Genomic DNA, 26099 nt, shown 5'->3' on the forward strand with positions numbered 1-26099 from the left:
GCTAGGCCTCCTTCCCTTCCGTCGTTGTCGGCGCAACAAGCGGAACCGTGCTTTCATCTTCAATGCCCAGCACATCGTTTTCGAAGCCCTTCAGCTTGCTGGTGAAGCGGACGCGGCGAACCAGCACGCCGGCACCGTAGAGCAGGGTGATGATAATGCCGATGATCAGGTAATAGTGCACCCAACAATTCACCACGTCGTAGCCCGCAAGCGGCGTCTCGTCGTCGCCGATGGTTTCCTCGTCGGGACCGGTCAGAGGCGTGGCAATCGGAGCAATAACCGTCTCGGCGATGTCCTGCAAGGCGTTGATTACCGGAGCCAACGGACCCTCAGGAACCACACCCGGCGTGGGCGGCGGCGTGGGCGTAACCGGCGTCGGCGGATTGAGGGGCGCAACCGGCACAACCGGAGCAGCCGTGATAACGAAGGTGCCCGGAACCACCGTCACCGTATAGTTCTTGTTGGCGGTGAAGCCTGCCGTGAGCACCTCGGCGTACGTGCCTTCGCCGTTCGACGCAGTATTGGTGCGGCTGTAGACAATCGCGCCCAGATCACCCTCGGCCACCAGGCCCGCAACCGTACCCGTGAAGACCGGATCGGCAGTGCCAGCAATCTTGGAAGCGTTGTTCACCACAATCGTGACGGCCTTCGGCGTAACGGTAAGCGAACCGGGTACTATCTCGATGCCAGCATAGTTGCCCGTCACGTTCTCGCCCGCCTCGTTGCGAATGACGACATTGGTGACCGTGCCCTCGCCCGTACCAGCATCGGTCTGCGATCCGCCGTACTCGAACTCGACGGTATCGCCCGGCTGCAAGCCCACGATGGTAGACTCGCCAGGAACCAGCGGCTGGCCGTCATAGGGTTTCGTCGTATTGCCCACAATGATGTTCACCGTATCGGCCGAAGCAACCACGAACGTGCCAGGCTCGGTTTTCACCGTATAGTTCGGGTTGCCGAACACCACGTTGTCGACCGTGATGTCGTAGGAGCCGGCACTTTCGCCGGGCGCGCGGTTCACGTCGTAGGAGCCTGTGAACGTATCGTCACCCTGAAGACCGGTGATCGTAGCGGTCAACTCGCCATCAGGCTTGCCGTACGTCTTGCCGCCATCGTCTGCTTTGATAACAAGCTCAGCCGGGTTGATTTTGAGCCAGCCGTCAACGACGTTGAGCGTCACCTGGTAGTTTGCGGATTCTACGTTGAAGCTGTCGGCCGTAAGGCCCATGGGGTAGGTTCCGACATCCGTGCCCGCAGCGCGCGCGTGAGCGTCGGCCTTGAGCGCCACCACTATGCCATCGGGCATGGAGCCTAGCGTATAGCCCTCAACCGCCTGCTCGCGGCTGTTGTACGTCTTCGAATCGGTAGCTCCCGTAATAGCAATGTTGAATGGTACAGGGGTGATGATGAACTCACCCGGAACAACATTCACGTTGAACTGGCCCGTAACGTCGTTGCCGGCGGCATCCATGACCTTGGCGGTTCCCGTCACTTCAACCGTACCGGAATCGGCCACATTGGAACCCGTCTTGGAAGCAGCGAGGCCCGTGACATAGTAGACCTGCCCGTTGACCGCGATCTCGATACCCTTGTCGGTTTCGTTCTTGAAGCCCTCAACCGTCAAGTCGGTGCCGTCGTACCTCTTGGAGCCGCTGTTGGTAGATACCGTGACATCGAACTTCGTCGCACGGTCGTTCACCGTGAGGGTACCGTTGGCGTAGACCACCTCGTAGTTAGAGGCGAGGCCCGTGCCGAACATGGCGTTGCTGGGCACGTTGTTGCTGGTACCCGGGTAGAGCTGGCTACCCACCACCGTCGCCGAGGTGATGGCGTCGGAGTTCACCAGGCCCATGCCCTCGCCGGGAGACTCAACGCTCCAGCCCGCATCCGCAAGCGGCGTGCCGTCGTAGTCCTTAGAGCCGGAGGCCGCCTTCACGGTCACCGGGCGTTTGTTGATGGTAAGCTCGGCCAGGTCGGTCGTGTCCACCGCGAACTGGGCGGTCACATCGATGCCCTCGGCGTCGTACACCTTGGCGGTGCCGCCGATAGCTGCAGTATAGGCTGCCACGCTGCCGGCGGCGGTAAGCTTGACGTCGGTGCCGGTCGCGCGTGCGGTGAGGCCTCCGACCGTGTAGGTCTGGCTGTCGAAGGTAAGATTGTCGAACTCCACGCCCTCGACCTGCTGTTCAGAGCCATCGAAGATGACGGTGGCATCGTTAGCCAACGCTTTGATGACGTACTTAGAGGCGTCGGGGCGGTCGGTCACGGTAAGCGTGCCGACGCTTTTCTCAACCTGATAGTCGCTTGCCAAAACACCGTCGTTGTACTTGATGCTATACGTGTTGTCCACCGTGCCGGGAAGCGTCACGGATGCGTCGTACTCGTACGTTGCGCCCTCGCCCGTTGCCCAACCGTTCTCCACGGCCAACGCCGCTCCGTTGTTGGCAAACGCCGCGCCGTCGTACATCTTGCTCAACGTTTGCGACTTAAGCTCCAGCGTGCGCGGCTCGATGGTCAGCGACAACGACACGTTTTTGTCGACCGTAAACTGCGACGTCACGTCGATGCCGTCCCTGTCGCGAACCACCATGGTGCCCTCGACGGGAGCCGTGTAAGCCTCCACGCTGTCAGAAGCACCGCGCTTCACATGCGTCGCCTCAACCGAGGCGCTCAGGCCGGTGATGGTGTAGGTCTGGCCGTTGAACACCGTGGTCTTGTAGGAAGGGCCGGCAAGCGTGTACGTGGCACCGTCGTACCTATGGCTCTCTTCCAAGCCGGTCAGTTCCACCACGTACTTGTTCTCGGCAGCACGATCGGTCACGGCAAGCGCGCCTTCAACGTAATCGACCAGGTAGTTCTTCGGGTCGCCCTTGCCGAACACCGCTTTGCTCGCCTTGTTGGCAGAAGCACCCGGATAAAGCTGAGAGCCCTCCACCGTAGCAGCGATGATGGTATCGCCACCAACCAAACCGGCGTTATCGATGGGGTCGGCAACGGTCCACGTGTTGCGCACCAGCGGCGTGCCGTCGTATTCCTTGGCAGCGTTGTCCGCCGTCACGGTAACGTGGCGCTCGGTGATGGCCAGCTCGCCAGGGGTAGGTTTGACGTTGAACTGGTCGGTGACGACGTTACCCGCGGCATCGTACACTACCGGCGTGCCGGTTATATTCACCTGACCGGAATCGGCAACGTTCTTGCCGGTCTTCTCAGACGTCAGACCCGTCACATAGTAGGCCTGGCCGCCGGCCGTAACCTCGATGGCCTTGCCTATGCCCGGAACGTCTACTTCGTTCTCGAAACCGGACACCGTGTAGTCGGAGCCGTTGTACACGCCGCCGCCGGACTTGCCCGTGATATCAACTTCGTACTTGGCGTCGCGCGCCTTCACCAGTAGAGTGCCGAACACCTGGTGTACGTCGTAGTTCGAAGACGAGGCAGTGGCCTTCCACGTCATGGTAAACGTGTTGTTGTCAGAGCCCACGAGCGTCCGCGTACCCGTCACGGTAAAGAAGGGCTCTTCTCCGGCGACGAAACCGTCGCCGGAAACCTCAACGCCGTCCTTCTTCAGCGGGGTGCCGTCGTACACTTTTTCGTCAGAACCCGACGTCGCGGTAACCGAACGCGGCGTGACAACAAGCTTGGCCAAATCGGTCGTATCAATGCTGAACTGGGCGGTAACGTCGTTGCCCTTCGCATCGAACACGACGGCCCTGCCCTGAATGGGAGCCGTGTAGGGAACAACAGCCCCGCTGGCATCGCGGTTCACGTTGGTGCCAGACACGGTGGCCGTCAAGCCCTCGATCGTGTACTTCTGGCCGTTGAACATGAGCGTGTCGAACGTCACGTCCGAAACAACATGCTCGGAAGCGTCGTACCGAGCCGTGCCGTCGGCCGCAAGGGCCTTGACGGCGTACTTGACCGCGCGGTCCGTCACCCTGAGCGTGCCGTCGGCGTAGCCGACCTCGTAGTTGCGCGCGTCGGTGTTCTGCCCGAACACGGCATCGCTCGATACGTTGAGGGAGTCGCCCACCACCAGCTGGGAGCCGGCTACCGTCGCATCTTCGATGGTATCGCCAGCAACCAGACCAGTGGCAACGTCACCGGTAGCCACCGTCCATGAAGGATCGGTTAAAGGCGTGCCGTCGTATTCCTTGTCGGCGCTGCCAGCCATAACGGTAACGTGGCGCGCATCAATGGTGAAGCTGCCCTTATCGGCCGTGATGTTGAACTGGGAGGTAACGTCGTTGCCCGCTTCGTCCCTCACGATGGCCGTGCCCAGGGGGTCAACGGTGCCGGACTGCGCAACATTCTTTCCGGTCTTCGAGGCGGCGAGACCCGTTACATAGTAGGTCTTGCCGTCGGCGACTACCGCAATACCCTTGCCGTCAACCTGGTTCTTGAAGCCGGAAACCGCAAGATCGGTGCCGTCGTAGGTCTTCGAACCCGAGTTGGCCTCGACCGAAACCGCGTACTTGTCGGCACGGTTGTCGATGGAGAGCGTGCCGGAAATCTTCGTAATATGGTAGTTGCCCCCATTGGTGCCCTCGTTGAGCACAACCTTAAAAGCGTTGGGGGAGCTGGCAGCAGGCAGCGTCACCGACGAACCAGTGAAATCGTAAGTAGCGCCCTGACCCTGGTCCGTCAGCCACCCGGTCTCGGTCTTCAAGCCATTCGTGCCGTTCTCCAGAGGCGTGCCGTCGTATTCCTTGTGCAGGTCTTTGGACTCCAGCACAACCTCGCGCGGCGTGATGGTCAGACGTCCGCTCGTCGACGTAACGTTGAACTGATCCGTTACCTCGACGCCCGCCTCGTCCTTGACCACGGCGGTGCCATCCACCGGGATGGAAGCGTTCGATTCGGCAACGTCGGTGCCGCGAGCTTCCGACGTCAAGCCCGTCACATAGTACTGGTGGTCATCGGCGGTAACCTCGATGCCCTTTTGGGTTTGATTCTTGAAGCCAGACACGCTCAGCGCCACTCCGTCATAGGTCTTCTCGCCGGAATTGGCCTCCACCTTGACCTGGTACTTGGCTTGGCGGTTGTCGATCTTGAGCGTTCCCTCGGCCTTATGAAGTTCGTAGTTGCTTTCCAGCGTGGTACCGAAATCGATGGTGAACGCATTGGGGGCCGTTTGGTTGGGCTTTGTCACTTCGCCGGTGAACACGTACGTGGCACCTTCGCCCTCGACGAAGCCTTCTTCCTTGACGAGACCATGGTCGCCGTTGGTCAGCGCAGTTCCGTCGTAGTCCTTGGAGAAGCTGCCCGACTCAAGGTAGAGCGGGATGGCCGTAATGGCAAGCGTGCCAGCGTTGAGAGCGAGATCCACCTCGTCGGTTACGTTGTTGCCGTAGACGTCGAACACCGTGGGTGTGCCCTCGATGGCGACCGTGCCCGAGTCGCGAACGTTCTTGCTGATCCTAGAAGCGGTCAGCCCGGTGACGTAGTAGGTCACGCCCTTGGCAGTCGTTACTTCGATGCCCTTATCCGTCTCGTTCTCGAAACCGGACACCGTGAAGTCCTTGCCGTTGTAGGGTTGCGAACCGCTCTTGCCCTGAACCGCAAGATCAAGCGGATTGGGGTTGCGTGTAATGAAGAGCGTACCAATCTCCTGCGTCAGGGCGTAGTTGCCGAGATTGGTGCCACTGTTGGGCACCATCTCAAACGCGTTGTCCACCGGGCCCTGTTGGGGAGTGAGTACGCTGGCGCCGAAGGTGTACGTGGCACCTTCATCTGCCGCCCAACCGTCCTGGCTTTCAGGCATATTGCCGCCGTTGGTCAGCGCGGTGCCGTCGTAGGGCTTGCTTTCGGTCTTCGACTTCACCGTAAGAGGAGCCTTGGTTATAGTGAGCGAACCCGCCGCCAGATCGACCTTGAACTGGCTGGTCACATCGTTGCCGGCGGCATCTTTGACCACGGCTGCACCGGTTATGGGAATAGACGCCACCGAGTCGGAGACGTTCTTACCTGCAGCTTCGGACGTCAATCCAGATACATAGAAGGTCTTGCCTTCAACCGTTATTGCGGTACCCAAGGCAGTGCTGACACCTTGGAAGCCGGATGCGGTGTAGTCGGCGCCGTTGTACACGCCGCCGCCGGAGTTCGCCACAACCGTGGCCTGATACTTCTCGGCATCGGTGCGGTCGACAATCTTCAGCTCGCCGTACTGAGCGTCGATGGCGTAGTTACTTGCCGAGGTTCCCTGGTTGAGCTGGTAGGCGTACCTGTTGGCAGCAACCTCACCCGGCAGCAGCACCGAGCCTTCGAAAGTATAGGTCGCACCCTCTCCCGGGGCCCATCCGCCACCGATTACCGCAGGCAGCGTGCCGTCGTTGACCAACGGAGTGCCGTCGTAGGCCTTACTCAGGTCGATGGACTTGAGCACAACCGACGCAGGTGTAATGGTAAGTTTGCCAGGAACAGGCTTGATGTCGAACTGGCTCGACACATCGTTGCCCGCTTCGTCCTTCACTATGGCAGCGCCCGAAACCGTCACCGCCCCGGAATCAACAACATCCTTGCCGGTCTTCTCGGCCACAAGGCCCGTCACGTAGTAGGTTTGGCCCTCTGCGGTTATTTGGATACCCTTGTCAGCGACCTCGTTCACGAAGCCGGACGCGGTGTAGTCGGTGCCGTTGTACACGCCGCCACCGGAGTTAGCGGTAACCTCGACCTCGTATTTGGCATCGCGGTTCTTTACCGTGAGGGTGCCGACGATTTCGGTGAGTTCATAGTTATGCACCGAGGTGCCCGCATTCCAAGACGTAGTGAACGTGTTGGGGGCGAAGCCCACAAGCGTCTGGGAGCCTGTCACGTCGAACGAGGCCCCTTCGCCCTGGGCAAAACCGTCGCCCGAGAATGCCAGGTTCTTACTCGTCAGCGGAGAGCCGTCATACACCTTCTCGTCGGAAGGCGACGCTACCGCAAGCAAGCGCGGCTTGATGGTAAGCTCGGCTTTGTCTGCCGTGTCAATGCTGAACTGAGCCGTCACGTCCCTGCCAGCAGCATCGCGCACGACAGCCTGTCCTTGAATGGAAGCCGTGTAGGGAACAACAACACCATCATGAGCCCCATCGCGGTTCACGTTAGTGGCTGCCACCGAAGCGGCAAGTCCCTCTACCGTGTACGTCTGGCCGTCAAACGTCAGATTATCGAACGCCACACCCTGAACGGCATGCTCGACAGCGTCATAAAGAACCGACCCCTTTGCAGCGTTTGCCTTGAGGGCGTACTTGACCGCGCGATCCGTCACTTCGAGCGTACCGTTGACATAGTTGACGGCATAGTTGCTTGGATCAACCTGGCCGAACACGGCATCGCTCGACACGTTAGGGGACGTGCCGGGATAGAGCTGCGAACCGCTCACCGTCACGCGATCGATGGTATCGCCCCCTACCAAGCCAGTACTGACATCGGAGGCGGCTACCGTCCACGAGGAATCGGTGAGAGCGGTGCCGTCGTACTCTTTAGCCGTTGGCGTACCGGCGATTACGGTCACGGGACGTGCCGTGATAACAAGCGTACCCGGATTCGAGTTGATCTTGAATTGCGAGGTCACGTCATTGCCTGCGGCATCGCGCACCACAGCTGTGCCGGTGATGGGCACCTCGCCGGAGTCGGCAACGTCTCTGCCGGTCTTTTCAGACACCAAGCCCGTCACGTAGTAGATATGGCCCTCGACCACGATCTCTACAGCCTTGCCAATGCCCGGGGCCTCGACCTCGCCTTTGAAGCCAGACACGGTGTAGTCGGTGCCGTCATACACGCCGCCACCGGAGTTGGCGTTCACGTCAGCGGCGTACTTGGTATCGCGGCTCTTAACCGAAAGGGTGCCTTCGATCTTGTTGAGCTGGTAGTTGTTCTCGAGCGTCCCTTCGTTGTAGGTTATCGCGATGGCGTTAGCAACGCTCATGCCCGGCAGCACAACCGAACCCGGGAAGGCGTAGGTGGCACCTTCGCCCCAAGCCCAACCGTCCTCGACCTTCAGGGGCGCTGCGCCGTTGGTCTGCGGCGTGCCGTCGTATTCCTTGGAAATCGTCTCAGACTCCAACGTCAAAGCGCGCTTGTCGATGGTAAGCGAGCCGGTTTTGAGCGTAACATTAAACTGGCTTGAGACGTCGTTGCCCTGGGCATCCTTCACGACTGCGGTGCCCGTCATCGGAATAGAGGCAACCGAGTCGGAAACGTTCTTGCCCGAAGCCTGAGAGGCCAGCCCCGTCACGTAGTAGGTGCCACCATCGGCGGTCTTCACCTCAATGCCCTTGTCGGACTCGTTTTTGAAGCCCGACACCTCGAGAGCCGCTCCGTCGTAGGTCTTGGAGCCAGAGTTGGCCTCTACCTGGATCTCGTACTTGGCATCACGGTTCTCGATGCTCAGCTGGCCGAAACTAGGCGAGACGGTGTAGTTCCCGGAAAGCGTTCCTTCGTTGAACGCCCAGGTGAACTCGTTGGCTGCGGTTTCGCCAGGCTGGGTTACCGAGCCAGTAAAGGCATAGGCAGCTCCCTCGCCCGTTACCCAACCATCATTAGCTATCAAGGGCGTGGCACCGTTGGTAAGCGCAGTGCCATCATAGGGCTTGCTCAAGTCGGCAGATTTAACGGTGACTTGGGCAGGCGTGATGGTAAGCGAGCCATCAGTAGGAGTGATGACGAACTGACCGGACACGTCGTTTCCGGCAACGTCCTTGACCTTAGGATCGCCCGAAACCGTCACCGCCCCGGAATCAACAACATCCTTGCCGGTCTTCTCGGCCACAAGGCCCGTCACGTAGTAGGTTTGGCCCTCTGCGGTTATCGGGATACCCTTGCCCGCAACCTCGCCCACGAAGCCAGACACAGTGTAGTTAGTGCCGTTGTACACGCCGCCACCGGAGTTAGCCACAACCGTGGCCTGGTACTTCTCGGCATCGGTGCGGTCGACAATCTTCAGCTCGCCGTACTGAGCGTCGATGGCGTAGTTACTTGCCGAGGTTCCCTGGTTGAGCTGGTAGGCGTACTTGTTGGCAGCGGTCTCGCCCGGCAGCAGCACCGAGCCTTCGAAGGTATAGGTTGCGCCCTCTCTCGGGGCCCATCCGCCGCTGAGGACGGTGGGGTCACCGCCGCCGCTCATAAGGGGAGTGCCGTCGTAGGCCTTGCTCAGGTCGGTGGACTTGAGCGTTACCGGGGCAGGCATGATGGTAAGCGTACCCGGGAGCACCTCGATGATGTAGTTTGAGGTGACATCCTTGACACCATCCACGATGCTAAAAGAGATCACTTTGTTGTTGCCTGCAACGTTTTCGCTCACATTCGTAATAGAACCTGAGGTCGTCGCCATCAGCTTATCGCCGCTGGCAAGATTGCCACTTGTCAGAGAAACCTGCGAGCCCGTAAGGGGCGTGCCGTCGTATGTCTTTGACTTGCTCTCGGCCGCGAGAACCAGCTTCGTCTTTTCTTTCCACTGAGCGTAAAGTACGTTCTCACCTTCGTCGATATTGACCCGCGCTGCCGTGCCTGCCGCAAAAGAAGTCCCCGTGCCATCCGCTTTGGTGTTCCAACCCGCGAAATTCATGTCAGCGCGGGGTGCTTGGAAGTTCAGCTCTTTTTCAGTCTTGAGAATCGTCTCGCCATTATTGGCAATATCCATGGTGGTGCGGCTGCCTTCGCCGCCATTGGCATCGTAGATCAACGAGGCCTGAGGTGCCGGTTGCCCCCACTGTGCATAAAGCGTAACGTCCGCTCCACCAAGCTGCACCATGCCGCCGGGGTAGTAGGTCGCACCACTGCCATCAGAACGAGTGCTCCATCCAAGGAACATCTGGTCGGCAGATGGCGCCGCAAGCGTGTTCTTTGCAACTTCGGCGAAGCTACCTTGCGCATACTCGTGTCCGTCCGTCGGCACCTCCCCCGTACCGCCGTTCGCATGGTAAGACACCGAATAGCTTTCGTCGTTGATGTAGTAGGGGTAAAGCTCGATATCGCCATATGCCTGCGTATTGAAGTTGAAGGGTAAATAGGTATAGTCACCGCCAGATCCGGAGCGCGTCATCCAACCGACCCACTTGTATCCCTCAGGAACACGGGCGATCGAAGAAGGCTCGCTGCTTGTCGTCTCTCCGTAAGAGACATCGTGGGTGGCCGCCACCGAAGAAGCGTCCATGTCGATGTAGTAGGTAACCTTATACGTGGGAAGAACCCACTTCGCGTACAAAACCAAGTTTCGCGCTGGCATGGTCGCACCGTTGAAATTGAATTCCGTTCCCTCTGCGAACGTCGGTGACGTGTACCAGCCCGCAAACGTCGATCCTTCCGGCACGCCCGCGTCCTTCGCGTCCGGCGCGGCTCCCTCATCCTTGATCGACCAGCCGTACTTGATAGCCCCGCTCGTACTTACCACGTTTTGGTTGTTGAAAGTAATGGTGTACGCTTTCCTTTGGAAGTAATGGCGGGCCGTCCAGGTGCCATTCACATTGAAAAAGCCTTGGTTCGTACTTAAATCGGCCCCTACCCATTCAAACCCATTCAGAGCATTCGCATAATTAGGGATCGACGCGTGCACGCCTGAGCCCTTGAACACGAGCGTGTCTTCGAGTTGAAACATCGTAGTATCGTATTTTTTCGAATAACTGAAGCTACCACTCTGATAACGGGGATCTTCGGGGCTGAGCTTCTCTATAGCAGCGCCATTGCCAACATCCTCCACGTACAACTCCAAGTGGTGCAGAGCATCACCACAAATGACGTAATAGAGAGTCCTGTCTTCCGTCATCGTCTGAAATGGAGCGATAACCGGATTTTCCGTTGATCCAGGGCTTTTAGGATTGGCTACCCAAACGCGAATCCCATATTTCTTATTTATCGTGACCATCTCGTCAGCCCATTGTGCGGAAATATCGGCACCGTAATTCGCGACAAGGGGATAAGTATCTTTGTAGGCACTTTCTTTATCGCTGCTTTTTGCCGAGCAGCGCAGGTCAATGGTATATTCAGCACGGTTCAAATACACATTGGCGATTGCAGAGCCATCGCCCTTCACCGTAATAGCTTTGTCACTCGACTTATCGGCAGCATCGAGAATATGCTGCTTGTCGATTGAGAAGGAATCGACACGTGTCTTGAACTCTGCTGCACCAGGGAGCGTAACAACTTCGTCGGTTTTCCCTTGATAGTCGAAGGTCGTCACGTAATCATACTGCATCGCATGGGGCGTCGAGTCTGCTGCCTCCAGCCAAACAACAACGTTGTATTCCGCCTCAGCCGCTTCCCATTTCGCGTAGAGCGTCGTGTCTTTTGCGAGTTCGGTGCCAAATGAATAAGCGTCTCCCTTACAGGATTCGTTATCATACCAACCCGCAAAGTCGTAGCCAGATCGAATGGGTTTTGCAGGCTCAACGGAGACGCCACCCACACCGATGAATTTCGGCGCGGTGTACGACCCACCCTGGGCGACGAAGTTCACCCATTTACCCGTTTCGACTTTGGGATACAGCGTGACGTTCGATGTCTTCAGCTCTACCGAGTCAACTTTGTTCTGAAGTTCCTTGTCCGTGTACCAACCGGTCACGCTCTCGTTTGGGCCGAGCGGGAACGCAACGTCGGTCGTAATGATGTCTCCCGGGGTTCCCGACTTAGCGGTATAGACACGAATCTGCCGGTTGTCCATGAAGTACACGTAGTACAACTCGGATGATTTGGCGTAAAGGTCATACGTGGCCGTTTCCGTGACAGCCTGCTCGCCAAAGGTGCTGAATTTGTCTGCCCATTCGCTACCGTTCTTGGCATACCAGCCTTGGAAGGACTGGCCCTCGTCGACAGCAGGCGTCCCGGGCTCGTAGAGGGCATCGCCGGTCTTCACAATCTGCGTGTCTATGAGCGTTGTGCCATCCACGCCATAGAAATTGTAGGTGGCGAGATGAGGAGTCCCCTCAGCCGTCACAACATAGATCGAAAAGTGACTCACGTCAAAACTCTGCGCCGCAGGGTCTGCCTGGCGAGCAGAAACAGGGTCGACACTTGAGCCGTCGTTGGCTACATGGTAAACACCCATGGTGTCACCGGCGATTCCGGCATTGAAGAAACAGACGTTCACCGCCGCATTCGGCTGGATGACGTTGCCCTCAGGACCCACGAGCGTCACGTCGACGGCAACCGCGCTCTCAAGTTCTCTACCCTGACCTTCAACCGTTGCTTCCACCGCATCGATAACGGCAGAACTGGTGATCTGGGTCGCCCGGACCGTGGTGCCCTCAGGGAGCGCGCCTTCGGCGGCAGTTACCTTTACCAACACGTTGCCTGCCTGGGCATAGCCCTCAAACGCAGGGCTGCTCACGTTCGCTACGACTTCTTCGTTCTGAGCGGCCCCGTCCACAACGTCCTTGGTGGCACCTTCGGGTTCAATATCAGCCGTTTCGTCGTTGGCACCGATAACGGTATCGGAGGTGATCGGGGCGGCAGCAACGTCTTCAGAGGGCGTGGCTCCATTCTCCAGCACCTTCTCTTTGCCTTCCACCTTGATGGTGAGGGTGCTGGTCACTTGGTCGCGGGGAATCCGGTACTCGCCCGCGTCGTTAGCGACAAGCTCGACCTCGACATCGGCCACGACCGTCTTCACTTTGTCTAGCTCGAAGCCTTCATCGGCATGGGCGGTGAACAGGAACTCCTTGTTCAGGGGCACTTTGACCGATTCGATGGGAGGCGCAATAGTCTGGCCGAGGTACTCAAGGAATCCGTGCGAGAATTCCAAGGAAACCACGGCAACCCCGGACTCGGCAACCGGAAGGTCGTCGGTCGGGGCTGGCGGTGCGACGGGAGGTATACCATCCTGCGGGGCACCGGTACCTGCATCGGAGGAGCCGGGGGCGGTAGTTTGGTTGTCGCCGGACGTGTCGCCGGACGCGTCGTCAGACGCACCAGGCATGCCAGACGTATCGGCCGTATCGGCCGTATCGGACGCGTCATCCACCGCAGGGGCGGCGGCAGTGGGAGCTGCCGAAGCATCGGAGGCCGAGCCCTCTCCAGCGGCATAGGCGATCGAAGACAAGTTGATAAGCGAAAGCGCCAACACCGCAGAGACAAGGATGGAAAGCGCCTTGCCCTCAATCGTGTGCCGTGCGTCGCAAAGTTTTTCTAGCATGCTCATACGTACCACCGAATCTTTCCCTTGCGCATTTACCTGCGCGTCTGCGGCTCCGCTTTTCTTCCAAGCGGAGCATCCGATTCGCTCATACGTTGTTTCACATGCTGTCTCTACTCTGATGTGGCAGGTGAACTCTGCAAGACAGGGTAAAACCCAACTTCAATGTTACCACTATTCGAAGGCAAATTCTGGTCCTCCATTTTTCCTTCAACTGAGCCTTGAATCAGGTTGAATCAACGGCTACCCGGTGCTTTTCCGTAACTTTTCGGCCCTGTTGCACACCGCTTCGCCTCTGATTGTGAACGTAAGGAAGCCATGATTCCGAACGCGCTATAATGGGCAAAACGGGGAGGCGCTCGCGCGCAACACCCGCACCGAACACGACCGAAGGGCCGCCCGTCCGTGAAACGCCTCGGCGCGCACAAATCTTGCCCGGAGGCGGCGCTGCGCCGCGCCGCCTCCGGCGTGCTCGGACTCGTCTTCGTCCTCTTCTTAGGCGGCCTGGTTAGCTGTGGCGATTCCTCTTCTAGCAACCCCGAAGTGTCGAGGGAGGACTCCACGAGCGGCCCGTCCTACGAGCCAAAACCCCTGGCGACCGCCGCTTTCAACCCCGAGGGCGCGGTGTCCGACCACGACAGCATGATCGATGTCTCCGCGCTTGCGCAAGGCTATGTTGCCGCCTCGGCGAACAATGAAAGTCGCCTCAAATTCCAGGTTGCCCAAGGGGAGACGGAGTACAACTACGACCTGCCTGGCGATGGCACGCCCATCGTCTGTCCGCTCAACATGGGCAGCGGCACCTACGTGTTCAGCATCCTGCAAAACACGAGCGGAGAGCGCTACGTGCCCATCAACACGACCCAAGCCGATGCGGCGATAGCAAGCGAATTCGAGCCGTTCATACGCCCCAACCTGTACTGTAGCTACGATGCCAACAGTGCCTCAGTAATTAAGGCGAGCGAGCTGGCGGCGGGCGCGCAAAACGAAGGCGACGTACTGCGCGAGGTGTACACTTGGATAGTCGAGAACATCACCTACGACACGGCGAAGGCCGAACAGCTTACCGCTACTTCAGGGTACATCCCCAACCCCGACGCAACCTTGGCCGAGAAGAAGGGTATCTGCTTCGATTATGTAAGCTTAGGGGCCGCCATGCTACGCAGTCAGGGCATCCCCTGCAAAATCGTCACCGGTTATGTTTCACCTGACAGTATTTACCATGCATGGAATTTGGTATATCTTGATGGCAGATGGACGAGTGTCCGCATCAGCGTCGAGGCGAACACCTGGACGCGCATCGACCTGACGTTCGCCTCGGCAGGCAGTGAAAAATATACCGGCAACGCCAAAGAGTACACCGATCGATACACGTACTAGCAATGAGCCGACGCGAAGGGAAGCGAAGACGCCGTGACGACAAGGAGTAAGACGACTATGTCCACTACCGTGCTCGATAGCAGCGCTGTGAGCGCGTTTTGTGAAAGTGCTGCCATCATGTTGGCCGCAGGCATCCAAACCGACGAAGCGGTAAGCCTGCTGGGCGAGAACATGGAGGACGGCGCGTTCAAGCGCGCCTGCGATGGCGTATATGGCCATCTTATCGCCGGAAAATCACTCACGGATTCCCTGAGGGATTCGGCCGCATTTCCCCGCCATGTCGTTGATATGGTGGGTGTCGGAGAAGTGTCGGGGCGCCTCGAGCCAACCTTGCGCACACTTGCTGTGTACTACGACGAGGAAAGTCGCTTGTTCGCGAAGATACGCTCAAGCATCGTGTACCCGGCTGCCCTGCTGTGCATCATGTCCGTCATCCTCGCGTTCACCGTGGCTATTATTTTGCCCGTGTTTGTCAACGTCTACGAAAGCCTGTCGGGTAATTTGGCCTCCGGTTCGTTCAATGCGGTGGGCCTGTCTATCGGCATCGGGTGGACGGCGCTGGCCATCACCCTTGTCTGCACCGTCGTCGTGCTGCTTGTGGCCTTTGTTATGCGCACCGAGAACGGCCGTCAGCGGCTCATGTCCCTAGCGGAGGGCCTCCCCCTCACCCGAAACACGATGTTTCAGCTTGCTCTGAGCAGGTTCACTTCGGCGCTTTCCACGTACGTTGCCTCGGGCATCAACACCGACACCGCCATGACGGAAGCCGTGCACATGGTGAATCATCGAACGCTAAAACCGCAGCTGGAGCAAGCGCGCAGCGCAATGCTCGACCCTGTTGCACCAAAAAGCCTGGCGCAGGCCATCTCGGAAAGCGGCGTGTTCGAACCCGTTTACGCACGTATGCTTACCATCGGAGCGCGTTCGGGAAGTACGGAAAACGTGCTTGACCGCCTTTCGCTCACCTTCTTCGACGATGCCATCGTGAAAATGGACCACCTCGTCGATGGCGTGGAACCCGCGCTGGCCGCGTTTTTGACGGTAGCCGTAGGTGCCACCCTCATCTCGGTTATGATGCCGCTTATCGGCATCATGGGATCGATCGGCTAGGAGCGCGCCGTGAGCCGTGGGCATTCGACACAACAGGTTAGACAACGCGGGAATATCCGGATTGTCGTGCTGGCGCTTGTCGTCGCGCTTGTAGTTGGCGGCTGGTTTGCGGTTGGCTCGATTAGCCAGAGCTTGCGCGAGCAAGGAGCCGTATCCGTGCGTAACGCCATTCTGGACAGCGCCAAGCAGTGCTGCGCTATCGAAGGCTCCTACCCGGCTTCGCTTGAGCATCTGCAACGCGACTACGGCTTGCGCGTGAATAGCCAGGACTACCTCATTACCTACGAGGTATTTGCCGAGAACATCATGCCAAGTGTTGTAGTGGTGCCGCGATGATCGGAAGTCGGCCGACCGAACAGAACGAGGATCCCGTCATGAGAGCCCTTACGAGCAGGACCATCGCGCAGCGGGCCGAGGAGGGGCAGGGCTCCGGTCGCCTGTTCACGGCACTGCTGTTTGCGCTGTTTGTTGTTGTCTTGCTTATAGCCATCATGGCGGGGACGGGCCTGTACCGCGCCCTCGTTGAGGTGCGCGACCAGGCCGACACCTCCCGCTTGGCGACGGGCCTCATTGCCAACAGCGTGCGAGCAGCCGATGCCGTAGACGCCGTTGGCACGGGTCGGGGACCCGAAGGGGCTTCTCTCGTGCTTACGGAGCGGCTCGATGGCGGCACGTTCGAAACGCGCATCTACGCCTACCAGGGCAACGTCGTGGAAGAATACGCCTTGGCCGATGCGGCGTACACGCCTGAAAAGGCCCATCTCATTGTTTCGTCAGAACGCTTCTCGTTCACGTACGAAAACGGGCTGCTCGTTATCGACACCGACAAAGACCGCGTAAAAATTGCGCTGCGCAGTGTGAGGGGAGGTGCCTAGTATGGCACGCAAGCCCGAAACGACGCTGCTTTCAGCCCGGCACCGACCCGACACCACCTGGCATGGTACGGCGTTTGTTGTCGAAGCGCTCGTTTTGCTCGTATTCCTGACGTTCGCGATAGCCGTGCTTATGCAGCTATTCGGCAGCGCGCATGCCCGAGGCCTTGAGGAGCGGTCGTTGACGCAGGCTGTCGCCCTTGCAACGAACGACGCTGAGGCGTTTGCCGCCGCGCCGCAAGCAGACTTACCCTCAAGCATCTTCGATGCCGACGGCAACCCGCTCTCCTCGGCGGATGCCGAGGAAGTTGCAGGCACGTTCGTCGTGACACGCAAGGTAACCCCCGAGATCGAACCGAGCGGCACCCTCTATCGCGCCTCCATCGTCGTAGCGCGCGACGGCGAAACGGTCTACGAGCTGGATACCGCGCGCTACGTAAGCGCCGCTGCGAGCAGCAACGCAACACCGGCATCTCAAAACACCGGAAGCACCACGCCTTCGGGTATCTCCGGCGCGAAGGGAGGCGATGCTGCATGACAGCCCCCCGTCGAGGATCGGTTCGCATCGGACCCATCAGCCTTTTTACCCTCATCATCACTTTGTGCTTGGCTGTTATGGCCGTGCTTTCGGTAACGACAGCCCAGGCCACGTATGTAGCCGCCGAGAGGCAGGCCCTGTTCACGTCCGACACCTACGCCAACGAGCGTGCGGCACAGGAGTTCACGGCTAAGGTCGATGCGGCGCTCGCTTCGGTGCGCGCGGCCGGGGGCGGACAGACCGAAGCTCGTGCTGCCGTCAAGAGAATATTGCCCGCAGGCGCGAAGCTCGACGAGACGACCGTGCGTGCGGAATTCACCGCCGAAAGCGGACGCACGCTCAACGTCGAGCTAATCATAGAAGCAAATGCGACGTACCGAATAACCGCATGGAAGGCAACGACGCTGTGGACGGACGACAGCGCAGGAAAAACACTGTGGTCGGGCACCGCATCAACACGATAGGAGCTAACGGATGAAACTTGAAGAGCTGCTGCAGGAAATGGTCGACGCGAATGCGTCCGACATCTTCATCATCGCAGGCCTGCCGCTTTCCTACGAGGTAAGTGGACGGCAGATACGCCTGGATTCGGCACCGTTTATGCCCGACGACACCGAGACGTTCGTACGCGCCATCTACGAAGTGTCCGACCGCAGCATGAGGCATTTCGTGGACAATAGCAACCACGACGACGATTTCTCGTTCGCTCTTTCCGGTATCGGACGTTTCCGCGCCAACGTGTTCCGCCAGCGCGGATCGTACGGCGCGGTCATTCGCGTAATCCCCTTCGGCCTGCCCGACCCGGCTGCGTACCACATCCCCGAAGAGGTACTGCGCCTAGCGAAGCTCCAGAAGGGGCTTGTGCTGGTCACCGGTCCTGCCGGTGCCGGCAAATCCACGACGCTCGCCTGCATCATCGACAAGCTGAACCACGAGCGCACGGGGCACATCATCACCATGGAGGACCCCATCGAGTACGTGCACAAGCACGGCAGCTGCATCGTCACCCAGCGCGAGGTGCCCACCGACGTAGCCACGTACGGCGAAGCGCTGCGCTCGGCTATGCGCGAGAGTCCCAATGTCCTGCTGCTGGGCGAGATGCGCGACTACGACACCATCGGCACGGCGGTAACGGCGGCGGAAATGGCGCAGCTGCTGTTCTCCACACTGCACACCACCGGTGCAGCCGGCACGGTCGACCGTATCATCGATGCCTTCCCTGCCTCACAGCAGCGCCAGATTCGTATGCAGCTGTCCATGGTGCTCGAGGCTATCGTAAGCCAGCAGCTCGTGCCCACGGTAGAGGGAGAGGTGGCACCCGCCTTCGAGATCATGATCATGAACACGGCCATTCGCAACCTCATTCGCGAAGAAAAGACGCACCAGATAGACAGTGTTCTTGCTGCAGGCGGCGCCGAAGGCATGCGCACGATGGATCAGAGCCTGTTCGAACTCGTGAAAAGCGGGCGCGTAGCCAGGGAGATGGCATTGCAGTACAGCATCCATCAAGAGGCGCTGGAGAAGCGCTTCCAGGCCGAAGGGCTGTAGGACAGGCCCCCAAAAAGAGCTACTAGCAAGAATGCCCGCCGCAAGCGGGCATTCTTGCTAGTAGACGTTGTGCACGACCTCAGCCGACCCCGGTAGACCCGCCACTTTGAAAGGACTCCCGTCGTCGAGGACGACCGTGCCGTCGAAGCGACCGAACACCTGGTGCTGGTCGGTGCGGATCAAGGCGAAGTCCATAGCGTCCACGCGATCGAGCAGCGGCGTGAACACCAGATCGAGACGGTTCTGGTCATCGCGGACGTGCCACGGCTTCAGCAGATCGAAGCGGTCGACCACCTTGCGGGCATCTCGCGAGCCGCCACGCTCGGGCACACCGAAGTCGACGCGATGCAGTTTATGGGCCACTCCGTCGACGAACACCATGTTCTCCGACGCCGACGACGTGTCGCCAAAGCCGTATCCCAGATTCAACCCGAAACGATGGGAACCGGGCGCCACGCCGCCCTTGCCGTCCTGCCAGCCTTGGGCCACCGCCCAGAACCAGGTGTTGTCGCGCGTCCACACCCCCCGGCCCCAGTCCAGCAACCCGAACGACCCGTTCGGAGCAAAGCCGTGCACTACCAGGCCCTTTTTAAAGCTGCCGCGCGCTTGCATGCCCACGATCTTCTGGTTGTAGTAAAACGCCTTCGGGTCCTCGGCCCACGGCGTAACGATGACCATTGAATCGCGCGGCTCGTCGTCCAACACCGCCTCGAACGTCAAGTCGTCGTCCCCGTCGAAGCGGGCGAACCGGGCGCTGAGCGTACGTACGCCATCCGCCACCTCGAAGCGAAACGACACCCGGTCGTTCTCGAACGCAGAGATGCCCTCCTTCGATGAAGTGGGCAGTTTGAAGCGGCCGAGCGGCAGCGGGGTAACGACACTGGTGGTCTTGTAGGCTCCCTGCTCGAAATCGACGAGCGAGGCCGACACTAGCCCTGCATATCCCAGGTCACTCAACGTCAGCGCAACGGCATACGAGTCGTCGCCCACCAGGTAGTAGTCCCATTCCTTGATACGCCAGCGCGAGGCCTTGATGCGGGCGCGATCGTAGTGGAGCAGCGGCTGGGTAGCCCACCCTCGCGCCGCAAGCGCTCCGTCCAGCCGATGCAGCGGCCCTTCGCGGGTGATCCTGGTTTCTTCGGAACTCTCGCTCATGCCTGCTCACCTTCCCGCACTCCCTCAACGTCGCCTGCATGCTGCCGGGTCAACGGCGCAATGGCGCGCACCACCGCATCAGATGCCTTTCCCCCGTCGCGGCTGTCGGCCATGCGGAACACGACCGATGCCTTGAATCCGGCGTCGCCGATCTCGGAGAATGACACGACGGGGTTTTTCGTCAGCTTTCCGACGCTGCCCGCCGCCTCGGCTGCAGCACGCTCGATAGCAACGGCCACCTCGCCCAGGCGATCGCCGTCGGTTGCCACCACGAACGGCACGCTCACCTGATTGGTGGGCGGCAAGTGCACCAGCGCCGTTTTGTTGATGATGGAGTTGGGAATGATGATTTCCTGGCCGAGCGCGTTTTTGATGGTGGTATGGCGCCAGGTGATGTCCTTCACCACGCCCGTGGACGTTCCCACCTGGATGTTGTCGCCCGGCTTCACGATACGCATGAGACTGACCTGCAAGCCGCCGATCAGGTTCGATATGGTGTCCTGGAAGCCCAGCGAGATGGCGATGCCGCCGACGCCCAGTGCGGCGATAGCGGCGCTGACATTCACGTTGAAGCAGGTGGACAGCATGATGCATACGCCCAAAAACCACACGCTCGCACGTCCAATGTTGATGAAGATGGAACTGGAGGGCAGGTTCTTCTGCTCGTTGAAGTGCAGCAGGTGGCTAAGGAAGCGCGTCACGAGTCGCGCGGTCAGAGCCGTGGCAGCCAGAATGACCAGCACCGTGAGGGCCGTGTTGAACCAATCGGCGCGGACGACGTTTTCGATATGCTGGAAGAACTGTTCCATGTCGCTATCCTACCATGTCCGAGGCCTATCCCGAGAGCAAGTACCCTGCAAAAGCAGCCCGCTTTCGCATTTCCCTCGCGTGGGTTCCCCACTGCGCTCGAAACCCTGCGAAAAAGATGGTACGGGGCGTCTACCAGGAAGCCGGCTTGCAGGGAAAGTCTTCCCGAGTTTGCCATAAAACGATGCGGCCTTGCGTCTGAGTGGCGGATACGTCAATCAATCGTTGGTTGGACGAGCCGCGCCATGGTAGCTCGAAGGAGTGGAGCGCCTGCACGAAAGGCCCATCCACCAGCACGTCGGTGGCAGCGAGCAGATCGCGTGCGCCGGCAGCATCCACCGAGGCAAGCGCCTCGGACTCCTTGGCAGGGCCGGACGCATTGCCCGATGCCTTCGACACGCCCGCTTCGTCGTCTGACGCATCGAAACTCGATGGAGCGGCAGTAACGGCCGCGCAAGAGGCAGCGTCCCGAGCGACAGCCGTAGCGGCCCTGGCAGCCAGGTCCTCGTAGCGGTAGCCGGAGTACGTCCATACGCCCAAGCCGCGCTCGCGCAGACGATGCGCCAGCTCAGCGCAGGCGAGCGCTTGCTCAAAAGGCTCGCCTCCCGAAATGGTCACCCCCTGCGCCAATCCGTTCGCCGTTATGCGCGCCACGAGATCGTCGATGCGCTCCACCGTGCCGCCGCACGCCGGCTGGCTGTCCTCGTTATGGCAGCCAGGGCAGCCATGCGTGCATCCCTGCACGAACACGGCAAAGCGCAGCCCCGGCCCATCGACAATGGAATCCGGAGCGGTGCCGTACAAGCGGATGGTATCGGGGGCGGCCATTACAAAGAGTGCTTGATGCGGTCCGATTCCTCGGCGCGCTTGGCATCGTTGAAACGGTCCAGCGTGCCCACCAGGTAGCCGGTGATGCGGCGGATACGCTCGAAGGAGCCGCCGTGCTCTTCCTCGGTACGGCCGCACTTGGGGCACACGTCGCCGATAATGCCGTTGTAGCCGCATACCGGGTCGCGATCGATCGGATGGTTCACCGAACCGTAGCCAATGCCGCTTTCCTTCATGTGGCGGATAACGGCCTCGAACGCCTCAAGGTTCTCGGTCGTGTCGCCGTCGAGCTCCACATACGAGATGTGACCTGCGTTGGTCAGCGCATGGTAGGGAGCCTCGGTGGTGATCTTGTCGAACGCGTTGATATCGTAGTACACCGGCACATGGAAGCCGTTCGTGTAGTAGTCGCGATCGGTGACGCCCTCGATCGAGCCATAGCGCGCACAGTCCATGCGCACGAAACGTCCCGACAGGCCCTCAGCCGGCGTGGCGATAAGCGTGTAGTTCAGCTTGCGCTCTTGCGACAGCCTATCCAGATAGCTGCGCATGTGACCCACGATCTCAAGGCCGAGGTTCTGCGATGCCTGCGACTGCCCATGATGCTGGCCGGTCAACGCCACCAGGGCCTCGGCCAGGCCGATGAAACCGACCGACAGCGTGCCGTGCTTCAACACCTCCCGCTGCTCTGCGTCCGGTGCCAGCTTCTCGGAATCGATCCACACGCCCTGCCCCATAAGGAACGGCGCATTGTACACTCGCTTGCGCGCCTGAATCTCGAAACGCTCGTCAAGTTGACCCACCACCAGCGCCAGCTTCGCATCCAAAAGATCAAAGAACAGATCGAGATCACCCTTGGAGCGGATAGCCAGACGCGGCAGGTTGATAGAGGTGAACGACAGGTTACCGCGCCCCGGCGTGACCTCGCGATCAGGGTCGAATACGTTGCCGATGACGCGCGTGCGGCAGCCCATGTAGGAGATCTCCGTCTCGGGCGTTCCCTTGTAATACTGGGCGTTGAACGGCGCATCCAGGAAGCTGAAGTTGGGGAACAGGCGCTTTGCCGAACAGTGCATAGCCAGCTTGAACAGATCGTAGTTCGGATCGCTCGGGTTGTAGTTCACGCCTTCCTTCACGCGGAAGATCTGCACGGGGAAGATGGGCGTCTCGCCGGAGCCCAAGCCCTCCTCGGTAGCCAGAAGCATGTTCTTCACGACCATGCGGCCCTCGGGCGTGACGTCCATGCCGTAGTTGATAGAGCTGAACGGCGTTTGGGCACCGGCGCGGGAATGCATGGTGTTCAGATTGTGCACGAGCGCTTCCATCGCCTGGAACGTAGCACGGTCGGTGTCGGCGACCGCGTTCTTAGCGGCATAGGCCAGCACCCGGTCGGCCACCGCGTCATCAGCGCCGGCTTCCTTCACGGCAACGCGCACGGCAGCTTCGTAGGCTTCGTCCATAGCGAGGCTGGCCCACACACCCGTCTGGGCCTCGACGCCCTCAAGCGCGCTTTGGGCGAAGGCGCGGGCATCTTCGAGCTCGCACAGCATGTCCATGGCCTCGGCCAGGTGCTTCTTGTACAGACGGCGATACGTTTTATGCACGCCTTCGGCCAGACCGTAATCGAAGTCGCACACCGACTGGCCGCCGTGCTGGTCGTTTTGGTTCGATTGGATGGCGATGCAGGCCAGTGCCGCGTAGCTGGAAATATCGCTCGGCTCGCGCAGCACGCCATGTCCGGTGGAGAAGCCGCCCCTAAACAGCTTGCGCAGCTCGATTTGGCAGCACGTGGTGGTAAGCGTGTAGAAGTCCATGTCGTGGATGTGGATGTCGCCTTCGCGATGGGCGCGGGCGAACCTCGAATCGATGACGCACATCTCGTAGAACTGCTTGGCCGACTCGGAGCCATACTTCAGCATGGTCCCCATAGCCGTATCAGCATCGATGTTGGCGTTCTCGCGCTTCATGTCGGAGTCGGACGCCTTGGAGAACGTGATGTCCTTGAGCGTCTGTATCAGACGGCTGTTCACGTCGCGGGCGCGGTTGCGCTCGGCACGGTAGAGGATGTAGGACTTGGCCGTCTGCACGAAGCCGGACTCGATGAGGGTCTCCTCCACCAAATCCTGCACACCTTCGACGGTAGGCACGCCCTCGATGGCGCCGCCGTCCAGCTTGCCCATAACCTTCTGCGCGATATCCTCGGCTGCTGCGCGGTCCTGCATGGCGCCGCAAGCCTGAAACGCCTTCTCCACCGCCTCGGCGATCTTATCTACCCTGAATTCCGCCGTGCGCCCGTCGCGCTTGATGATGGTCGTGGCCATGCTGTGGTTCCTTCCGTCTGATGCTCTCTTCGATTCGTTCGTTTTCCGTAAACGAGCAGTGGTTATGCGATGGTTTTGCCCAAGGTTTCCACTGTCTTTTAGCTAATTTTCCACAACATATTGTGGTGTATGGAGGTTTCCGCGTGGACATATAGTACCGAGCGACCGCCGTAAAAGCAAGGGGAGAATTTGTTACCATTTTAGTTTCATTCGGAAACCACGAGGAGGTTCACGGATATTCCACATCGGCATGAAGAAGCCGACGAGCTTCCTCAGCAACGCGCCAAGGAAGGCGGAAGCACCGCCACAGCCCCGCCGTCTTCCACACCGGAAACGCCTACGATGCCAAAGGTAGCGCGAGTGCGCCGGAAACGTCCACTATGCCCCCAGACGGCAGAGGAAGCCGCCTATTCTACCGTGCCGTACACCTGACCCCAAGCATGACCGCCGATAGAGGAGTTGATCTGGTCGCAGAGCCGCAGGCGCGTATAGGTGCCAGGAGGCAGCAGGGAGATAACCTCGCTCAAATCGGCTGGCAGGTCGGCGGCTTCGGCGGCGATCACCACGTCCAGGCGACGTACCGCCTCGACGCACGTATCGGCGAACAGACCGTCGACAACGTCCTGCAGCGCGCCATAATGCGGGCTACGATCGGTATTGGAGCCCATTTACGCCTCCTCGACGGCACGGGCCACATCGAAGCCTTCGGTGGTAGCCGCAAGTGCACCCGTGTAGGCAGGAGTCGCCTCTCCCGTCGCACGCAAGAACTGCACCCCCGCAGCCCTCAAAAGCGCTGCGGCCTGCACCATGGTATCGGGGCAATAATACGGGTTCTCCGGCGTCGCCTCGCCCTGTTTCGGGGCATGGGCAGCCACGCGCAGCTGCGCGAGCACCGGCAGGTACCCGGCCGCGCAGGCGCGCCCGGCGAGCGCTGCGGCCTGTCTCGGCGCGGCGCCCGTGGCAAAGCCGGCAACAGATGCTCCGAACTCGCCCATAAGCGCCACGGCCTCCTCAAGCGAAGTGCGGCCGTCGAGCAGAAAGCCGTCAGCCCCCACCTCCACCGATGCAAACACGGGCCGGTCGCTCACCTGCCCTACCCCCATGAGCGCGCACTTGAGGTCGGAGGCGCCAGCAAACCCGCTCAGAAGGAACGCATCGAACTCCTCGCCCGCAAAAGCACGCGCAGCGCGGGCATACTGGTCGCGGTTCTCGTTGAGCGACGAAGCGCTTGAACCATCCAGCGGCAAGCCGCACGGACCGATCTCCACCAGGAGATGCTGGGGACGCAGCCCCCGCGCAGTAGCGAGCGCAGAGTGGGCAAGCGCATCCAGGTTGTCCTCCATGCCCTGATGAGCCAGACGCGCCGGCGCCATGCCCTCGGTATTGGCGACGAGGCACTGCGCGCCCGCGAGGGACTCGAGCCGCAGCGCATCGCGCACAGCCTCGGGCTCGACCAGGTTCAGGTACTCAAGATCTCGCGCCGTATCGATGCCCTGACGCGCCAACACGGCGGCTAGGGGGGCTGACAGCACCAGCATGTCTTTATGGAAGCGCAACGAAATGTCGGGCATGGAGGGTTCCTTTCTTTTCAAAGACTATGATACCGAATGCTTCCGGCAGCGATGCCGGAAGGCAGCGAAAATCCGCACGAAACGCGAGTGGGCAGTGAGCGACCGCGAGCGGCCTGCGTCGATTCGATTCGTGCAATTCACCGATACTGCACGTCCGTTGCATAGGATGGACATGCTCCCGTCACAGGTTTTTCAACTACTCATCTTATAATAATCTCTGCAAGCGAAAGGCTCCCCTCCTTTCAGCCTGCACTGCTTGCGTCCCTTACAAAGCAGTAGCGATGCCTCGAGCATCGCATCATCCCCTCCTTGTGGCCCGGCGGAGTTCCCCTCTCCCCGGGCCAATCCTTTTTTCGGGTAACAATCAGGCAGAATTTGCCTAATTGTTACTTTTAGACCCTCTAATTCATAAAACACGCACGAGCGGTACATATGTTTTTCAAGGTTTACTTTTATAATAGGTACTGCGAACAAAAGGCTCCCCTCCTTTTGGTTTGCATCTGCTTTAACTTCTTAAAAGCAGAGCGGTGCCCCCAAGGCACCGCACCCCCTCCTTGTGGCCCGGTGGAGCTCCCCTCTCCCCGGGCCAATCCTTTTCCCCAATCTGAATTCTCAGTTGAAGCATAAACTCAGGGCTATAGGCCAAAACTCAGGCTTATAGGCAGAAAAGTGTGTCTGGCGGGGTTAATCCCAAACTCAAGGATTCCTGGGCTGTGATTTCTAGGATTTGAATGCATATCTTCGGCATAATCCCAGGAAACACAGTCGAGAACCCTTGGGATTATGCTTCAACTGCGGATTCAGATTCTAGGATTATGCCGAAGATATGCATTCAAATAAATTTTCTAGACACTAAAGCAC

14 protein-coding genes are annotated in these 26099 nt (G+C 59.7%); 7 read left to right on the plus strand and 7 right to left on the minus strand.

Annotated features, from left to right (window positions below):
* Position 1: 1 nt before the first annotated feature.
* On the minus strand, positions 2-13114 hold the full coding sequence (locus RR842_RS00700; RefSeq protein ID WP_332728804.1) for an InlB B-repeat-containing protein: 13113 nt from the start codon (positions 13112-13114) through the stop codon (positions 2-4).
* A 399-nt stretch (positions 13115-13513) separates the two neighbouring features.
* Here RR842_RS00700 and RR842_RS00705 point away from each other — a divergent pair, with 399 nt between their 5' ends.
* From RR842_RS00705 to RR842_RS00735, 7 genes are read left to right on the plus strand one after another with little or no spacing between them, the layout of a single operon-like run.
* Positions 13514-14488 (plus strand): transglutaminase-like domain-containing protein, encoded by a 975-nt coding sequence (locus RR842_RS00705; protein WP_332513268.1) that lies wholly within the window; start codon positions 13514-13516, stop codon positions 14486-14488.
* Between the two features lie 57 nt (positions 14489-14545).
* Positions 14546-15598 (plus strand): type II secretion system F family protein, encoded by a 1053-nt coding sequence (locus RR842_RS00710; RefSeq protein ID WP_332513267.1) that lies wholly within the window; start codon positions 14546-14548, stop codon positions 15596-15598.
* Between the two features lie 9 nt (positions 15599-15607).
* Positions 15608-15934: a hypothetical protein gene (locus RR842_RS00715; protein ID WP_332517972.1), complete on the plus strand. Its 327-nt coding sequence runs from the start codon at positions 15608-15610 to the stop codon at positions 15932-15934.
* Positions 15935-15972: 38 nt separating this feature from the next.
* A complete protein-coding gene (locus RR842_RS00720; RefSeq protein ID WP_332513262.1) occupies positions 15973-16473 on the plus strand; it encodes a DUF4860 domain-containing protein in 501 nt (166 codons plus the stop codon).
* A 1-nt stretch (position 16474) separates the two neighbouring features.
* Positions 16475-17008: a hypothetical protein gene (locus RR842_RS00725; protein WP_332513260.1), complete on the plus strand. Its 534-nt coding sequence runs from the start codon at positions 16475-16477 to the stop codon at positions 17006-17008.
* Positions 17005-17472, plus strand: coding sequence for a S4A5 electrogenic sodium bicarbonate cotransporter 4 (locus RR842_RS00730; protein ID WP_332513258.1), 468 nt, complete (start codon positions 17005-17007; stop codon positions 17470-17472). The genes RR842_RS00725 and RR842_RS00730 overlap by 4 nt, the downstream gene beginning before the upstream one ends.
* A 10-nt stretch (positions 17473-17482) precedes the next feature.
* A complete protein-coding gene (locus RR842_RS00735; protein WP_332513257.1) occupies positions 17483-18556 on the plus strand; it encodes a PilT/PilU family type 4a pilus ATPase in 1074 nt (357 codons plus the stop codon).
* Between the two features lie 57 nt (positions 18557-18613).
* Here the strand turns inward: RR842_RS00735 and RR842_RS00740 are convergent, their stop codons facing one another.
* The 6 genes from RR842_RS00740 to RR842_RS00765 all read right to left on the minus strand — a co-directional run bounded on the left by RR842_RS00740 (position 18614) and on the right by RR842_RS00765 (position 25238).
* Positions 18614-19711 (minus strand): DUF2804 domain-containing protein, encoded by a 1098-nt coding sequence (locus tag RR842_RS00740; RefSeq protein WP_332728805.1) that lies wholly within the window; start codon positions 19709-19711, stop codon positions 18614-18616.
* Positions 19708-20520: a mechanosensitive ion channel domain-containing protein gene (locus RR842_RS00745; protein ID WP_332553450.1), complete on the minus strand. Its 813-nt coding sequence runs from the start codon at positions 20518-20520 to the stop codon at positions 19708-19710. Before RR842_RS00745 ends, RR842_RS00740 begins: the two co-directional genes overlap by 4 nt.
* Positions 20521-20650: 130 nt before the next feature.
* On the minus strand, positions 20651-21346 hold the full coding sequence (locus RR842_RS00750) for a 4Fe-4S single cluster domain-containing protein (RefSeq protein ID WP_332728806.1): 696 nt from the start codon (positions 21344-21346) through the stop codon (positions 20651-20653).
* Positions 21346-23667: an anaerobic ribonucleoside triphosphate reductase gene (locus RR842_RS00755; RefSeq protein ID WP_332565415.1), complete on the minus strand. Its 2322-nt coding sequence runs from the start codon at positions 23665-23667 to the stop codon at positions 21346-21348. Before RR842_RS00755 ends, RR842_RS00750 begins: the two co-directional genes overlap by 1 nt.
* Before the next feature lie 407 nt (positions 23668-24074).
* The gene (locus RR842_RS00760) at positions 24075-24335 is read right to left on the minus strand and encodes a hypothetical protein (RefSeq protein ID WP_332513251.1); all 261 of its coding nucleotides are present in this window, start codon (positions 24333-24335) and stop codon (positions 24075-24077) included.
* Positions 24336-25238 (minus strand): homocysteine S-methyltransferase family protein, encoded by a 903-nt coding sequence (locus tag RR842_RS00765; RefSeq protein WP_332522204.1) that lies wholly within the window; start codon positions 25236-25238, stop codon positions 24336-24338.
* Between the last annotated feature and the right edge of the window lie 861 nt (positions 25239-26099).

Origin of the sequence: Gordonibacter sp., from assembly GCF_036667095.1 — a bacterium.
In the GTDB taxonomy this organism is placed as follows: domain Bacteria; phylum Actinomycetota; class Coriobacteriia; order Coriobacteriales; family Eggerthellaceae; genus Gordonibacter.

What these genes read in the sequence shown, in the direction of transcription:
- RR842_RS00750 (WP_332728806.1), bottom strand. Translation starts at nt 21,346, where the DNA reads ATGGCCGCCCCCGATACCATCCGCTTGTACGGCACCGCTCCGGATTCC.
- RR842_RS00755 (WP_332565415.1), bottom strand. Translation starts at nt 23,667, where the DNA reads ATGGCCACGACCATCATCAAGCGCGACGGGCGCACGGCGGAATTCAGG.
- RR842_RS00760 (WP_332513251.1), bottom strand. Translation starts at nt 24,335, where the DNA reads ATGGGCTCCAATACCGATCGTAGCCCGCATTATGGCGCGCTGCAGGAC.
- RR842_RS00765 (WP_332522204.1), bottom strand. Translation starts at nt 25,238, where the DNA reads ATGCCCGACATTTCGTTGCGCTTCCATAAAGACATGCTGGTGCTGTCA.
- RR842_RS00735 (WP_332513257.1), top strand. Translation starts at nt 17,483, where the DNA reads ATGAAACTTGAAGAGCTGCTGCAGGAAATGGTCGACGCGAATGCGTCC.
- RR842_RS00745 (WP_332553450.1), bottom strand. Translation starts at nt 20,520, where the DNA reads ATGGAACAGTTCTTCCAGCATATCGAAAACGTCGTCCGCGCCGATTGG.
- RR842_RS00725 (WP_332513260.1), top strand. Translation starts at nt 16,475, where the DNA reads ATGGCACGCAAGCCCGAAACGACGCTGCTTTCAGCCCGGCACCGACCC.
- RR842_RS00700 (WP_332728804.1), bottom strand. Translation starts at nt 13,114, where the DNA reads ATGAGCATGCTAGAAAAACTTTGCGACGCACGGCACACGATTGAGGGC.
- RR842_RS00720 (WP_332513262.1), top strand. Translation starts at nt 15,973, where the DNA reads ATGAGAGCCCTTACGAGCAGGACCATCGCGCAGCGGGCCGAGGAGGGG.
- RR842_RS00730 (WP_332513258.1), top strand. Translation starts at nt 17,005, where the DNA reads ATGACAGCCCCCCGTCGAGGATCGGTTCGCATCGGACCCATCAGCCTT.
- RR842_RS00710 (WP_332513267.1), top strand. Translation starts at nt 14,546, where the DNA reads ATGTCCACTACCGTGCTCGATAGCAGCGCTGTGAGCGCGTTTTGTGAA.
- RR842_RS00740 (WP_332728805.1), bottom strand. Translation starts at nt 19,711, where the DNA reads ATGAGCGAGAGTTCCGAAGAAACCAGGATCACCCGCGAAGGGCCGCTG.